The organism is Danxiaibacter flavus, assembly GCF_041060425.1.
GTDB classification, from domain to species: domain Bacteria; phylum Bacteroidota; class Bacteroidia; order Chitinophagales; family Chitinophagaceae; genus Danxiaibacter; species Danxiaibacter flavus.
In genome coordinates this window covers 629,932-643,548 of sequence record NZ_JAULBC010000001.1, presented here as the reverse complement: position 1 = coordinate 643,548, position 13,617 = coordinate 629,932, and the positions used below count along the sequence as shown (strand labels likewise).

The window sequence follows — 13,617 nt, the reverse complement described above, 5'->3', positions numbered from 1 at the left end:
ATTCTTTGTTATTGTGTTGAATAAGTCTGTGAACACGATTTTCTGAGTAACATTTGCAATCCGTCATCAATGTTAGTCGATCTTTCTTCTACTAGCTCTAGCTGCCTTTGACAAGCATTATTCCGCCTCTCTCTTTGTCATTTTTACTGCTGCCAACTAAAAGCTGCCTTTGAAACGGCCAGATATAACATGCTTTACAAGACCTACATATATTGGGATTAACATCGCTTCATCATTAATTCGACATCCCCTGCCAAACATCCAGAACAATAACGAAAGCGATTTTTTGTCTAAAATGAATAGATGATATTATTGCATACACGAACCACCGGAAATTATTAATATAACACCTTCGCAAGGCACATTTTTCGGGCTATTTTTTTGATTGGCTCGACAACCAAATAAAAATTCGCCTCTCTACCTTCCATGCTTAATCTTTAAATCCTTAAACATGACTCCCAAAACTTCACTGGTGAGGATCGCTGCACTGTTGCTATTTACAGCAATGATAAATAGCTGTAACAAAATGTCAAATGAGCAAATCCCACAACCCGACCATGCCTCTGTTACCCAAGAGCCATCTAATGCAGGTACTGCAACCATCTTAGGTAATAAAATGGAGAATCCATACACAGTTGAAAATATTCGTCGCGCAGTTGTTAGCCTTCAATCAAAATCAAATGGCTCCAGAACAAATGCAGTCGTCGCAAATAGCGTAATTACTGCAACGCACAAATACCTGCGCTTTAAACCCGCTTCTACCGAAGATGTAACAAGGCTAGAATTATTGGGATACGAACTCTCGGATGTGCCGTTTGACTCTGAAATCGAATATCTGGGCGACTGGTACCAGGATCCTGCAATACCTGCTGACCAACCAACCTACTTATATACCGTTTTGCCTATAGACGAACCATTACCCAATGGCATAATGGTTACTAAGCTGGCAGATCTGTATTTATTTACAGAAGAAAACACAGATACTTATGACGGTGATACGCAGGACGCTGATCCGTGGGAGCCTGATCCGAATCCATGGGATAGATATACTGGCCCGTGTTATGATGCTAGTGGAATGCCATATGATTGCGGACTTAACTATAGAAAGGTTAACAGCGCCATACGCAAGGCAACCGAAAATTTGAAACATGCTGGCATAAGCCCGTTCGATTTGTATAATGAAGCTATGCGTATAACAGGTAATGAGGACGAAACATTAACACAAGAAGTAATTACAAATAGCAGAAAGTACAAACCGGCGGGAATTATAAGAGTACAGGATAATACTATAGGAATGGATTTACCATTGCGTGGAGTAACCGTAAAAACTCGCCGTTGGTTCAACCTGGTTAATACAACTACAGATGCAAACGGACGTTTTCAGGTTAATAGAAGCTATCGTAAAAAGGCTACAGTATTGGTTAAGATGAAAAGCGGCGCTGCATCAGTAAGGGGCATTAACGGCGCTTTAAAAGTATGGCAGTACGTCTTCCCAATAAAAAAGAACATCGGCCTGTACAGTTCAACCGGCATGGAAAATATTTCATATACGTTCAGCTATAACAGCAACGCTGGTAGCACTGAGGCTATGACTTGGGCTGGCGCCTCTGCAATGAATAGTCTTTGGGATATGTATCAATATTGCCAGGCAGATGGCATAGCCGTTCCACCGGCTCGTCTTTCCATCTGGCTTTCATCTGCTGTTACAAACAATGCCTCTACCCCAATGTTAGGATATATAGGAGCGCCGTCATTGGTTACACAAGTCGTCGACAGGTTTTTCTCAAATGCACGCTTTCAGGTCACTACAGAAATAAAGAAAATAGTACAAAGTATTTTGCCCGATGTTACATATAGGTATACTACCAGTAACGGATTAACACAAAGCAGTCAGGAAGTAAACAATGTACTATTTCATGAACTGGCTCACAGTGTGCACTACCGCCAGGCAGGAACAGACTTCTGGAATAAATACATTACCTATGTTGTCCTTAATAATGGATATGGTGAAAAAACGACAAGCGGATCCGGAAGGATAGCCATATCGGAAGCTTGGGCATATTTTATTGGAAATACATATGCAGCGAGAAAATATAGAGCGTTAAATTGGAATTCAAGTGCTGATGCCTTTACTAAACAATTGGAATTCGAAACACCTGTTGACAATGTTGATTTTATTCTCAATAGTGATAACACCTCACGTGGATGGATTCCAGCAGGTATGTTTCACGATATGATGGATAACGGAGAGCCATTGGCAACAGGAGTGATAGACAATGCTTCAAATTTTACCATCAGGCAATTGTATAATGGAATGACAATTTCTGTGTCATCCGTACAGGATTTTAGATCAGCTGTTTTGTCAAATAATGGAAACGTGCAGTCCACACAGGTTAACCAACTTGTATCTTCTTATCGGTACTAACTATTCAAAGCTGCAAACGCAGCCTTAAAACTTGTTTATGACAAAGTATTTTATTACAATTGCCGCACTGATTACCGTTGGCTGTACTCCACCGCACAAGAAAGATCATTTTATAGAGCTTAAATTCATAACGCCTTTTACTATTACACCGGCAAGTGACACAATTCAGCTTGGCGACACATTAACGCTCGGAGCAAACTTTTCAGATTCTGTGAAGGACATTTTGAGTGGAAAATACTACAGGCTGGAAAATTTTGATTTTAATGAAACAGTAATTTTTCGTGAATTGGTTGATTCAAGTAAGTGTATTACTGACCAACTTTGGAACATAAACGATTTTAATATTTTTAATGAGGTCGGTAAGATCGTAAACGCTGGCTCTTGGGGCTTTGTTAGATATGTATACCAGGATAGCCATTATAAACTACGGATAAAGATTGTTCCAAAGAAAAGGGGTATTCATGCAATAAGTTTTTTGTATGGACTCCTTGGTAAAGGAGTAGGACTTGAGAATATCCATCTCGGCCCGTCTGATAAAGGAGGCAAGAAAATTGCCTATCTAAATAACATCTGGAATATAATCAATGACGGCAATACCAATTTTTGTCTGTATGAACAACATACAAAAGTTGGAAGTATTTATAATCCCCCCGCTTTTAACGATGAATATAATTACGAGAAAGAAGCCACATATACTTTTGTTGTAAAGTAGAAGCTTAACAACCCAGCTTTAAAAGTTGTTCATGACAAAGTATTTGATAGCGGTTATCGCACTTATTATTGTTAGCTGTACTCCTCCACATAAAAAGGATGATTTTGTAGAGCTTAAGTTCATAACACCTTTTACAATTACACCGGCCAGTGATACGACCCGGCTTGGTGACACATTATTCCATTATTGCAGGTTTGGAGACATAAATTTGACTTGATCCCAGATTTTCAACTTGATCCGATTTAAAAGATAATAACAGACACGAAAAAGCCCCACATTTCTGTGAGTCCCCACAGTATTGTGGGGAGGACCGTCCCAACAATGCTGTTGGGGGCATTCTTACAATCATAGAAATTGCCCGACAATATTTTTAGGACCCACGATTAAAGTTCGTAATCTTTCAAGGGTTGCTTTCTTCAGATTTCTCTCTCTGATCAATGCCTCCCGTTTGGACGACATCAATTCAACATACACTAGTCTCCATGGAACTTTTGAAGAGGTATAATGTGATTCTTTGTTATTGTGTTGAGTAAGTCTCTGGGCTGGATTTTCAGAATAACCTTTGTAGAACGAATTATCAATCTCGCTTTGGATAATGTAGACGTTAAACATGGGGCTGGGTTTAAAGGGTAATAATATTACACGAAAAAGCCCCACATTTCTGTGAGTCCCCACAGTATTGTGGGGAGGACCGTTCCAACAATGCTGTTGGGGGCATTCTTACAATCACAGAAATTGCCCGACAATATTTTTAGGACCCACGATTAAAGCTCGTAATCTTTCACGGGTTGCTTTCTTCAGATTTCTCTCTCTGATCAATGCCTCCCGTTTGGACGGCATCAATTCAACATACACTAGTCTCCATGGAACTTTTGAAGAGGTATAATGTGATTCTTTGTTATTGTGTTGAATAAGTCTCTGGGCTGGATTTTCAGAATAACCTTTGTAGAACGAATTATCAATTTCGCTTTGGATAATGTAGATGTAAAACATGGGGTTGGGTTTGAAGGGTAATACTATTACATGAAAAAGCCTCACATTTCTGTGAGTCCCCACAGTATTGTGGGGAGGACCGTCCCAACAGTACTGTGGGGGCATTCTTACAATCACAGAAATTGCCCGACAATATTTTTAGGACCCGCAATTAAAGCTCGTAATCTTTCACGGGTTGCTTTCTTCAGATTTCTCTCTCTGATCAATGCCTCCCGTTTGGACGACATCAATTCAACATACACTAGTCTCCATGGAACTTTTGAAGAGGTATAATGTGATTCTTTGTTATTGTGTTGAATAAGTCTCTGGGCTGGATTTTCAGAGTAACCTTTGTAGAACGAATTATCAATTTCGCTTTGGATAATGTAGATGTAAAACATGGGGTTGGGTTTGAAGGGTAATACTATTACATGAAAAAGCCTCACATTTCTGTGAGTCCCCACAGTATTGTGGGGAGGACCGTCCCAACAGTACTGTTGGGGCATTCTTACAATTATAGAAATTGCCCGACAATATTTTTAGGACCCGCAATTAAAGCTCGTAATCTTTCACGGGTTGCTTTCTTCAGATTTCTCTCTCTGATCAATGCCTCCCGTTTGGACGACATCAATTCAACATACACTAGTCTCCATGGAACTTTTGAAGAGGTATAATGTGATTCTTTGTTATTGTGTTGAATAAGTCTCTGGGCTGGATTTTCAGAGTAACCTTTGTAGAACGAATTATCAATTTCGCTTCGGATAATGTAGACGTAAAACATGGGAGAAGGGTTTGAGGTTTAGGATAACGAAAAAGCCTCACATTTCTGTGAGGCTCTTTGCGGACCGGACGGGACTCGAACCCGCGACCTCCGCCGTGACAGGGCGGCATTCTAACCAACTGAACTACCGATCCAAGAACTTTTTAGAATATTTAATTAGCTATTAACCAGTTATTTATTCTTCCCTTTTTCCGTTTTCAACGTTACCGCTGTATCGTTTGGGAGTGCAAATATAAGGGGAATTGTTTTTTCGAAACAAAACTTTTTTGAAACTTTTTCAAAAAATCTTTTCCCTACCAGTTTCCTCGTTCAAATCAGGGATCAATAAATCAGACATCTCTCCCACTCATTCGCATATTTGCACATCTCCTCATTCGCAAATCCTCCTTCATTTTCAATTATCCATTTTCAATTGTCAATTACTCTCAACATTAGCCATCAAGTATGCCTTTATAAACCCATCCAGCTCGCCATCCATCACCGGTTGAACATTACCCACTTCAAAATCGGTTCTATGATCCTTGATCATTTTGTAAGGATGGAAAACATAACTGCGGATCTGGCTGCCCCACTCTATTTTCTTCTTGTTGGCGTTGGTCGCATTCTTGGCCTCTTCCCTCCTGCGCAATTCTTCTTCATACAAGCGGCTTTTCAGCATCTTTAGCGCCAGTTCCCTGTTCTCCCCTTGTGTACGGCTCTGCTGACATTCAACAATAATTCCGCTGGGGATGTGTTTTAAACGCACCGCTGTTTCCACCTTGTTTACGTTCTGTCCGCCTTTACCGCCACTGCGATAGAATTCCCATTCCAGATCGGCGTTGTTTACCTCTATTTCGATGCTGTCATCAATCAATGGATATACAAACACACTGGCGAAAGAGGTATGCCTGCGGGCGTTGCTGTCGAACGGAGAAATACGAACCAGGCGGTGAACCCCACTCTCTGCTTTGAGGAAGCCATAAGCAAAAGGACCATCAAACTGCAACGTTGCGGTTTTTATACCTGCCCCATCACCTTCCTGGTAGTCCAGTTCGGTAACTTTCCAGCCTTGCTTGTCGCCATACATGCGGTACATACGCAGCAACATTTCTGCCCAATCCTGGCTTTCGGTACCACCGGCGCCCGGGTTGATCTGCAGAACGGCAGGAAGCTCGTCTTCCGGCTTATTCAATGTACTCTTGAATTCAGCATCTTCTATTAACTGCAAAGCACGGTCATAAGACTGTTTGGTTTCGTCTTCCGTAGCATCTCCTCCCTTCCAGAAATCGAACAGCACGGCAAAATCCTCTACTGCCGTTTCAACTTCTTTATAAAGCTTCAGCCAATATTCATTGATTTTTATCTCTTTCATAATCCCGGTAGCCCGGGTGTTGTCGTCCCAAAAGCCGGGCGAAACTGAAAGCTGACGGTCGTTCTCTACTTTTTGAGTGCGGTTATTGACGTCAAAGAAACCTCCTTAGGACACTAACGCGGTCCCTTAAAACTTTGATTTGTTCTTGTGTCATAGCGTGCGAAGATAATGAGAATGTGCAAATGTGTGAATGTGCAAATATGCAGATGTGTGAATGTGCGGATATGCAAATGCCTGGTGAGGCAGATGTGGTTGATGTCTGATGTCTGATTTGAGGATCGCTGATTTGACGGAAGCCGGATGTGTGATGTCCGATGGCTGATTTGGAGATCGCTGATTTAATGGATAGCGATTCGAGCGCTAATCAATCTATCAACATAAGAGACTACGAGAAGTAAACGAATTCTCCTATATCGTACATCTAACACCGTACATCATACATCGACCAGGTACTTCGTAAATCGTACTTCGTACTTAAAATATAACGCTGCCGACCGGTGAAAAACAAGACTGCAACCGCAGCTTTATTCCGTTCTCAAACTTTTCACTGGGTTTGCTACGGACACGCGCCATGCCTGCGATAAAACGATAGCCAAACTAATTACAGTTAACAACAGAACATTTATCAGCAACAACAAGGGGCTTATTGTTACTCTTGACGCAAATGCCTGCAACCACACAGTATTTATTATAAAAGCAATAGGAACTGCGATTACCACAGCAATGGCAAGCAAGATCAAATAACTTTTTGACAGCAACACAATCACTTGCGTAACGCTGGAGCCAAGCACTTTGCGGATGCCTATTTCTTTTTGCCGTGTTTCGGCCGTATAGGTTGCCATGCCCAATAATCCCATGCAGGAAATCAATACGGCCAGGAAAGACAACATGCTAATTATAGACGCAGCATCGCCAAGCAGAGAATATGTAGCCGACAATTGCTCATCAAAAAACTGGTATTCAAATTTCGTGTCCGGATTTACTTTTTTCCATGCGCTTTGAAGAAAAGCAACCGAGGATGGAATATTGCTACCGCTGATCCGTACCGTCGCATAACCAAACTGACCCTGACGATTACGCAGCATGAGCGGCGCAATTGCCCGGCTCACATCTAAAAACTGAAAATCTTTTACAACGCCAACAATTTCTACATCGTTACCATCAAGCAACATATGATTACCGACTGCCTGCTGAGCAGACGCATAGCCAAAATCACTCACCATTTTTTCATTGATCAGTACATAGTGATCTGTCGCTTCGGTTGGAATAGCTGGAAGGTTTTTACCTGCAATCAATTGCAGTCCCCACACATTCAGACAACCGGCATCAATATCTAAATAATTTGACCTTATGCTATCCTTGAGGTTCTCACTTTTGTACACAATCGTCGAATTCTGAGCGCCGGCAGAAGGCAAAGAAGCACATGCCGAAACAGTAAGAATATTCTTTTCGGCTGAAACCGCCTGCGCAAACCTGCTGTAATTCCCGCTTTTAAATAGTTTAATATTTACGACATTCTCTTTATTAAATCCATAATCAAAATTCAGCACATGCTTGCCCTGCAGATAAATCAGACTTGTGGTTATGATGAAAATTAAGGAAACACAAAACTGAATAGTCAGCAGTACTTTTCGCAGCGTGAGGCGCTTGAAAAGAACAATGTTGTTTAATTTTTTAAAGATATCTGCCGGCTTAAACAGTGATACATAAATAGAAGGCAATAATCCTGCAATAATCCCAACCAAAATACTAAAGCCGATAAATGCCAGGTAAAGCTTCGGACTGTGGTTAAATGAAATATTGAAGATCGTGTTAAGCCATAAGCCGGAGAACAATTGCTGCAGCAGTAGCAGAATAAACAACGAAAGAACCAATGACACCAATGCAACAACAACAGCTTCTGTTATAAACTGTGTAAATATCTGCTTACGTGTGGCACCCGAAACTTTACGTACACCTACCTCCTTAGCTCTTGTCAACAACCTGGCGATAGAAAGATTGGTATAATTGAGACAGGCAGAAAGCATTACTATCGTGCACAAAACACTTAGAACAATCAGCACCATTTTAGGCACCGCAGTATTTGTAGGATTGCTGATTAAATCGCCTGGGGTAATATCTGTTATCGACCTTGCCTTATACGCAAACTGATTGTCGTTTCCTTTAGGATATTGTCTTTGGGAAATGCGGTCGAGAGTATTTTGCAGATCTGCCTTAGACCGCCCCTTTTGCAATAAAACATATGTATAGTTTGCCCACACATTGTTCCAGTCATTTGATGCATAATTTAAGATAGAATCTCTTGCCAGGCCATTCAGCGTACTTAATGAAGCCAGCAGCTTAAATGGCAAAGTTGTTTTGCCAGGATTTGAAGCTAATACGCCGGTTATGTTAAACGTTCCGTAAGGAGTTTCTTTATTGCCGGTTTCAGGGCCGCCCGGGTTAATGCCGGTATCATTAAATTTTATCGTTTTGCCTAAAGGATTTTCATTTGGAAACAACTGGGCAGCCATTTCTTCTGATATGACCATCGAATACGGATTTTCCAGTGCAGACTGAACATCTCCCTGCTTTAATTTAAAATCCATTACTTTAAACAGGTTGCCATCAGCAAAATAACCGCCGCCGGATGCTATTTTATCTTTATACAAAACATCTCCACCTATGTTTTTGACCAATCTCGCACTGGCCTCTATACCCGTATAATCCTTTTGCAATGCATCAGCCAATGGCATTGCCGATGTGGCTGTTTTCATTTCATTGCCATTTTTACCGGCCGTTTCAATTCTATAAATACGGTCTCTGTTAGCATGAAACTGGTCATATCCTTTTTGATCGGCAATGATGAGCATGATTAAAAAACAGACGGACATGCTTACGGCGAGACCTACAATATTGATCAGGCTAAATGTCTTATTCTTCACAATATTGCGCCAGGCAATTGTAAAATAGTTTTTGAGCATAATTCTTCAGTTTGGAAAGCACAAAGTCACGTAGGTGTTGGGACAAATGCGACGAGTGTAGCACTACCAAAATAACTGGCTGTATTATAAATCCTCAAGGCTTATGCCAATATTATAACACAATAGGGATAAGGAAGTTGAGGAAGTTTGTCTTAAAAAGATGTCCGCAAACGAACAATTTCTGTCTGAAATCGAACGAAACCTCCTCCATTAGGGACATCTTCATCTTGCATCCGAAACTTAAAAAGAAAATGTACAAAACCAATTAAGTCGGTTCAATTTTTAACCGTCACTACTCTTGGCATTATTTCTCTTACCTCAACTGATCCGTCATGATCAAGAATAGGGCAATCTTTAGCTAATTCCAACGCAGCTTCAAATGTGGCCGCGCGGAGGACAATAGCACTCACAACTTTCCGATCGTCTGCAATTATCCATTCTTTCTTAATAGTCCGCTCGATACCGGTAATAGAGAAGCCTTCAGGAGGAAAAGGGAAGCTTGTGACATAAACATCATTTGCTTTCCAGTTTTCAAGAACTTTGTCCCATTTCGGACCGACTGCTTTTGCTAATTCAGATGAGTAACTTAATGGCACTCTTACCAACAACATAAATTCTTTCATAATGAATTATTTAATGATTGTTTAAAAATACAGTTACACAGAGATGCACGAAGAAGGCACTGAGTTGCACAGAGATTAGATCCAACATTGTTAACAAAGTTCATCTTCTTAAAATCTTAAGAAACGAATATTTGAATCACAACGATTGGCAGTACACTGATTGTCTTGTATTCTTGAACAAAGATCAAAAACAAGAGAACCGGATCATTGTAAAAAATCAGTGATTTACCAGGAAGGAGGAGATTTGAAAAAGTCTAGCGGTGTTTGTCCGGTGAAAAGCTTAAACGCTTTATTAAAATGCGCCTGATCGTAATAACCGGCATCGAGTGCAATATCAAGCATAGTATGTATAGGCTTGTGGTGATGAATTGCAGCGTTCATTCTTACAACAGAAGAAAAGAGTTTTGGCGAAGCGCCTACAGTTTTCCTGAATCGCTTTTCAAAAGCATCTTTACTGATGTAGAGAATATCAGCTAGTTCTTTCATCCTGATAATTCCTGCAGTATTGTAAATCTTTTCTACAGCAGTCTGCACGAGTTTATCAGTCTCCTGCGCTTTCAATTTTGACGATAAAAAAGCTTCAACAATGGCAATCCGTTGTGGCGTATCGAATGCGGTCGCTAACCGATCCTCTATATCCAGAATTTCCTGTCGCGGAATCAAATTATCCAACGAAATACTTTCTTCAAACAGTTCATTCAGTGGCTCTCTGAAAAAAGCACTTGCACCTGCTTCTTTAAACACGACGATAATGTTTGCTGAATCTTTTTGATAGTTAATTAACCGGACTGATTTTCTTAACCCTGTAATGGTTGAAACAGGTAGATGATCATATGCATCATCCTTCAAATAATTCACCTGTCCTTTATAACGAAAAGCAATAGCCATTGAAGTACCGGGCAATATTCTGTTCACCAGATCATCAGAACTTTCAATAACCAGGAAAGATTTAATGAATGGTCTTAATTGTGGAGCTGGTATGTAGGTATTAAGTAACATAAATCCGGTACCGTAACCTTATTCATACAGGGTGCATTAAGTAAATGCATGACTAAAAATAAAACATTATCCTACGACGTGGGCAGCTTTTTATAAACAAATTAAATACAGTTACAGAGGCGTACAGAGAACACAAGGAGAACCACAGAGCATGCCAACACGATACTTCATTGACAACTAACGATTAACTCTTGCCTCGAATCCAAAAGCTAATAGCTGACAGCTAATAGCTGGAATAAAAAAACGCCCGATCAACGGGCGTCTTCTTACTATAACAAATTTGTTTTGATTATAATTTTTTTGCGTCTTCCAGGAATTTTGCAAGACCGATATCAGTCAACGGATGTTTTAATAATCCTAAGATTGACTCTAATGGACAAGTACAAACATTTGCACCCAGCTCAGCTGCTTTCACAATGTGCAAAGCGCTACGGATAGATGCCGCCAGGATTTGCGTAGTAAAGCCCTGTAACTGGTAAATGTGTGAAATCTGACCGATCAGTTCCATACCGTCCCAACCACTGTCGTCAATACGGCCAACAAATGGAGAAACATATTTAGCGCCCGCTTTTGCAGCCAGGATTGCCTGACCAGCAGAGAATACCAGTGTACAGTTTGTTTTGATACCGTTATCAGTAAACCATTTGATAGCTTTAACGCCGTCTTTGATCATCGGAACTTTAACAACAATGTTCGGATGGATCGCAGCCAGTTTTTTACCTTCTTCAATAATAGAATTGAAATCAGTAGAAAGCACCTCAGCACTTACATCGCCATCAACTATATCGCAAATAGCCTTATAGTGATTAGTAATAGCTTCTTCACCTTTAATGCCTTCTTTTGCCATTAAAGATGGGTTGGTAGTAACACCGTCTAATATACCCAGATCGTGAGCTTCTTGAATTTGAGAGAGATTACCCGTGTCGATAAAAAATTTCATGATAGTTAGTTTTAACGCCTTTAGGCAATGAATATGATCAATATGATCTCATCTGCTATGAAAGAACAAACCCCTTCTTAAGAAAGGGGAAAAAATGGCAGGCTGATTACATCGCACCGCTACAACCGCCTACTCTTGCTGCATTCCTGCCCTGGGAGGGTTCAGCAGGAGCTGGTCGTGTAAGACCTGCCGGCGCAAAGATAAGGGTTGGCACTTTTTTCATCCGTTTTTTTTCATTTTTTTTTGTTCGCGCTAAAAATTATTTTACAAATCCCGCGCTACACCTGATTTTCAGGGCTTTTCACATCAATCAAATAAAACTTTTAACAACACTGTGTACCTTCTAATGATGCTTTGATAGCTAAAAACCAACCCGTGTAGCCTTTGAGTTGATCGTTGAAACACAAATCAACCTGTCATGTCTTCCGCTCAGGTCTCTAAAATAAACGAGTACAGTATAATCGTTTTCTGTTTCCCAATAATTACCATCTGTTAACGAAACATCCGCCACCTTATTTTTGTCCGCAGTGTTGGCTGTTGCGTAAGTGTATGTATAGTAGCCCTGTTTTAATAACATAGTTTTTTCATATACGCCATCGGCCGCGTTAAATGTCATTTTTGTTGAATCATTTAATTTATAGCTGGTGAACTGTCCAATGATATACACATCCTTTCCATCATATGGTTGACCGCTCGTTGGCCGGTAGATAAAACGAACGTTAGCATAATCTCCCTGCCACCACGGATTTATCAGATCGGACGTGCTGATTTCCCAAAATCCATTCAGGTCGCGATAGGTAAGAAATCTTGACTGAGCCCTGTCGCCATCCGGTTTCAACACTACAGAAAAGGGTGTCGCATTTTTATCTACACTGTTAATACGTTCGCTCTGAAAGCGAAAACTCCTCAGGTCAACCCAGCGAAATTCCTTCCCTGCCGGAAAAACACAATTTGTTTCGTTGCTGTATTCAAAAAGATTATTGCGCATAAAGGTAGGCTGCGACATATACGACGCGTTGTCCCAACGATAGTTTTGCATCACTACCACTTTTAGCTGGTCCAGCGGATTTATGAGGTTCAGCCTGGATTTATCAACAAAAAACTGGATCTTCTGATGCGTCTGAAACAGGTCGCTATTGTAAGGTTGCACTATCTGCGACGAGACTGCCGTTAAAGTTTCAAAGATCAGCAGGCGCCTTGTAAAAGCCAGTTTTGTTGTATCTCCATTCAAAAAAACCTTTAAAATATAGTTGCCGCTTTTGGTAGGCACACAACTTCTTTCCGGCAGGCGGGCTACATAGTGTACATAAGGAACCTTGGCGATGGAAGATTGCCTGTACTCACTTATCCTGTTTTGCGTAAAACCCTGAATAAAATCCAGCGCGCCAAGCGTCACCGGTTTCCAATCCGCGTTACAAAGCTGGTATGTGTAGCTGAAATTTTTCACATAGTTATCGGCATCATCAAAATGCAATTCAAGTGTATTCAACGCTCCCAGGCTCATAATGGGATATGTCATTTGATCGCCGGTCACAAAAAGTTTTATCCCCCGCACATTGGGCATATAAGTACTATCCCTTAACTGAGCTTTACCTGCAAATGGCAAAAAGAATATCAACAATACTGCTAACTTTCTTACTGTTTTCATCTCAAGATTTTTAACATACTGCAGCTTCCTGCTGCCAGCAACAAGCCAGGCAGTAAAAGACTGCAGGGCGTTCATGCCGCTAATATAATTATAATCAACGCCAATTGAGTGGTTATTTGTATGCAACAATCATACAAAACCTCATCCCGTAGATAGATCAAATCTTCATTTTTTCTTATTCATCAGCAGCACTGCTACTATCA

The 13,617-nt window shown here is 40.7% G+C and carries 13 protein-coding genes, 1 tRNA gene and 1 other RNA gene; 3 read left to right on the top strand and 12 right to left on the bottom strand.

Annotated elements, in window-relative coordinates:
* The first annotated feature begins 451 nt into the window (after window positions 1-451).
* From QTN47_RS02535 to QTN47_RS02525, 3 genes are read left to right on the top strand one after another with little or no spacing between them, the layout of a single operon-like run.
* Window positions 452-2,425: a hypothetical protein gene (locus tag QTN47_RS02535; protein WP_369327742.1), complete on the top strand. Its 1,974-nt coding sequence runs from the start codon at window positions 452-454 to the stop codon at window positions 2,423-2,425.
* A 37-nt stretch (window positions 2,426-2,462) separates the two neighbouring features.
* Window positions 2,463-3,137 carry a hypothetical protein gene (locus QTN47_RS02530; RefSeq protein WP_369327741.1) on the top strand — a complete coding sequence of 225 codons (675 nt, stop codon included), beginning with the start codon at window positions 2,463-2,465 and terminating at the stop codon, window positions 3,135-3,137.
* A 31-nt stretch (window positions 3,138-3,168) separates the two neighbouring features.
* Window positions 3,169-3,354 carry a hypothetical protein gene (locus tag QTN47_RS02525; RefSeq protein ID WP_369327740.1) on the top strand — a complete coding sequence of 62 codons (186 nt, stop codon included), beginning with the start codon at window positions 3,169-3,171 and terminating at the stop codon, window positions 3,352-3,354.
* A gap of 128 nt (window positions 3,355-3,482) precedes the next feature.
* Here QTN47_RS02525 and QTN47_RS02520 read toward each other — a convergent pair whose 3' ends face one another.
* The 12 genes from QTN47_RS02520 to QTN47_RS02465 form a co-directional block, all read right to left on the bottom strand.
* A complete protein-coding gene (locus tag QTN47_RS02520; protein ID WP_369327739.1) occupies window positions 3,483-3,749 on the bottom strand; it encodes a GIY-YIG nuclease family protein in 267 nt (88 codons plus the stop codon).
* Between the two features lie 114 nt (window positions 3,750-3,863).
* Window positions 3,864-4,130: a GIY-YIG nuclease family protein gene (locus QTN47_RS02515; protein ID WP_369327738.1), complete on the bottom strand. Its 267-nt coding sequence runs from the start codon at window positions 4,128-4,130 to the stop codon at window positions 3,864-3,866.
* A gap of 113 nt (window positions 4,131-4,243) precedes the next feature.
* Window positions 4,244-4,510, bottom strand: a complete 267-nt coding sequence (locus tag QTN47_RS02510; RefSeq protein WP_369327737.1) for a GIY-YIG nuclease family protein — start codon at window positions 4,508-4,510, stop codon at window positions 4,244-4,246.
* A gap of 113 nt (window positions 4,511-4,623) precedes the next feature.
* Window positions 4,624-4,890, bottom strand: coding sequence for a GIY-YIG nuclease family protein (locus tag QTN47_RS02505; RefSeq protein WP_369327736.1), 267 nt, complete (start codon window positions 4,888-4,890; stop codon window positions 4,624-4,626).
* 60 nt (window positions 4,891-4,950) lie between these two features.
* Window positions 4,951-5,024: transfer RNA gene (locus QTN47_RS02500), tRNA-Asp, on the bottom strand.
* A 281-nt stretch (window positions 5,025-5,305) separates the two neighbouring features.
* A protein-coding gene (prfB, locus tag QTN47_RS02495; protein WP_369327735.1) for a peptide chain release factor 2 occupies window positions 5,306-6,395 on the bottom strand; the annotation gives its coding sequence in 2 pieces (ribosomal slippage) (window positions 5,306-6,334 and window positions 6,336-6,395; 1,089 coding nt in all).
* A 370-nt stretch (window positions 6,396-6,765) separates the two neighbouring features.
* Complete coding sequence (locus QTN47_RS02490) at window positions 6,766-9,204, bottom strand: ABC transporter permease (RefSeq protein WP_369327734.1); 2,439 nt, start codon at window positions 9,202-9,204, stop codon at window positions 6,766-6,768.
* 275 nt (window positions 9,205-9,479) lie between these two features.
* On the bottom strand, window positions 9,480-9,827 hold the full coding sequence (locus QTN47_RS02485) for a YciI family protein (RefSeq protein ID WP_369327733.1): 348 nt from the start codon (window positions 9,825-9,827) through the stop codon (window positions 9,480-9,482).
* A 225-nt stretch (window positions 9,828-10,052) separates the two neighbouring features.
* On the bottom strand, window positions 10,053-10,826 hold the full coding sequence (locus QTN47_RS02480) for a response regulator transcription factor (protein ID WP_369327732.1): 774 nt from the start codon (window positions 10,824-10,826) through the stop codon (window positions 10,053-10,055).
* 289 nt (window positions 10,827-11,115) lie between these two features.
* The gene (fsa, locus tag QTN47_RS02475; protein WP_369327731.1) at window positions 11,116-11,766 is read right to left on the bottom strand and encodes a fructose-6-phosphate aldolase; all 651 of its coding nucleotides are present in this window, start codon (window positions 11,764-11,766) and stop codon (window positions 11,116-11,118) included.
* 92 nt (window positions 11,767-11,858) lie between these two features.
* An RNA gene (gene ffs / locus QTN47_RS02470) (signal recognition particle sRNA small type) lies at window positions 11,859-11,958 on the bottom strand.
* Window positions 11,959-12,127: 169 nt separating this feature from the next.
* Complete coding sequence (locus QTN47_RS02465; protein ID WP_369327730.1) at window positions 12,128-13,414, bottom strand: type IX secretion system plug protein; 1,287 nt, start codon at window positions 13,412-13,414, stop codon at window positions 12,128-12,130.
* Window positions 13,415-13,617 lie beyond the last annotated feature (203 nt).

What these genes read in the sequence shown, in the direction of transcription:
- QTN47_RS02535 (WP_369327742.1), top strand. Translation starts at nt 452, where the DNA reads ATGACTCCCAAAACTTCACTGGTGAGGATCGCTGCACTGTTGCTATTT.
- QTN47_RS02530 (WP_369327741.1), top strand. Translation starts at nt 2,463, where the DNA reads ATGACAAAGTATTTTATTACAATTGCCGCACTGATTACCGTTGGCTGT.
- QTN47_RS02525 (WP_369327740.1), top strand. Translation starts at nt 3,169, where the DNA reads ATGACAAAGTATTTGATAGCGGTTATCGCACTTATTATTGTTAGCTGT.
- QTN47_RS02520 (WP_369327739.1), bottom strand. Translation starts at nt 3,749, where the DNA reads ATGTTTAACGTCTACATTATCCAAAGCGAGATTGATAATTCGTTCTAC.
- QTN47_RS02515 (WP_369327738.1), bottom strand. Translation starts at nt 4,130, where the DNA reads ATGTTTTACATCTACATTATCCAAAGCGAAATTGATAATTCGTTCTAC.
- QTN47_RS02510 (WP_369327737.1), bottom strand. Translation starts at nt 4,510, where the DNA reads ATGTTTTACATCTACATTATCCAAAGCGAAATTGATAATTCGTTCTAC.
- QTN47_RS02505 (WP_369327736.1), bottom strand. Translation starts at nt 4,890, where the DNA reads ATGTTTTACGTCTACATTATCCGAAGCGAAATTGATAATTCGTTCTAC.
- QTN47_RS02490 (WP_369327734.1), bottom strand. Translation starts at nt 9,204, where the DNA reads ATGCTCAAAAACTATTTTACAATTGCCTGGCGCAATATTGTGAAGAAT.
- QTN47_RS02485 (WP_369327733.1), bottom strand. Translation starts at nt 9,827, where the DNA reads ATGAAAGAATTTATGTTGTTGGTAAGAGTGCCATTAAGTTACTCATCT.
- QTN47_RS02480 (WP_369327732.1), bottom strand. Translation starts at nt 10,826, where the DNA reads ATGTTACTTAATACCTACATACCAGCTCCACAATTAAGACCATTCATT.
- fsa (WP_369327731.1), bottom strand. Translation starts at nt 11,766, where the DNA reads ATGAAATTTTTTATCGACACGGGTAATCTCTCTCAAATTCAAGAAGCT.
- QTN47_RS02465 (WP_369327730.1), bottom strand. Translation starts at nt 13,414, where the DNA reads ATGAAAACAGTAAGAAAGTTAGCAGTATTGTTGATATTCTTTTTGCCA.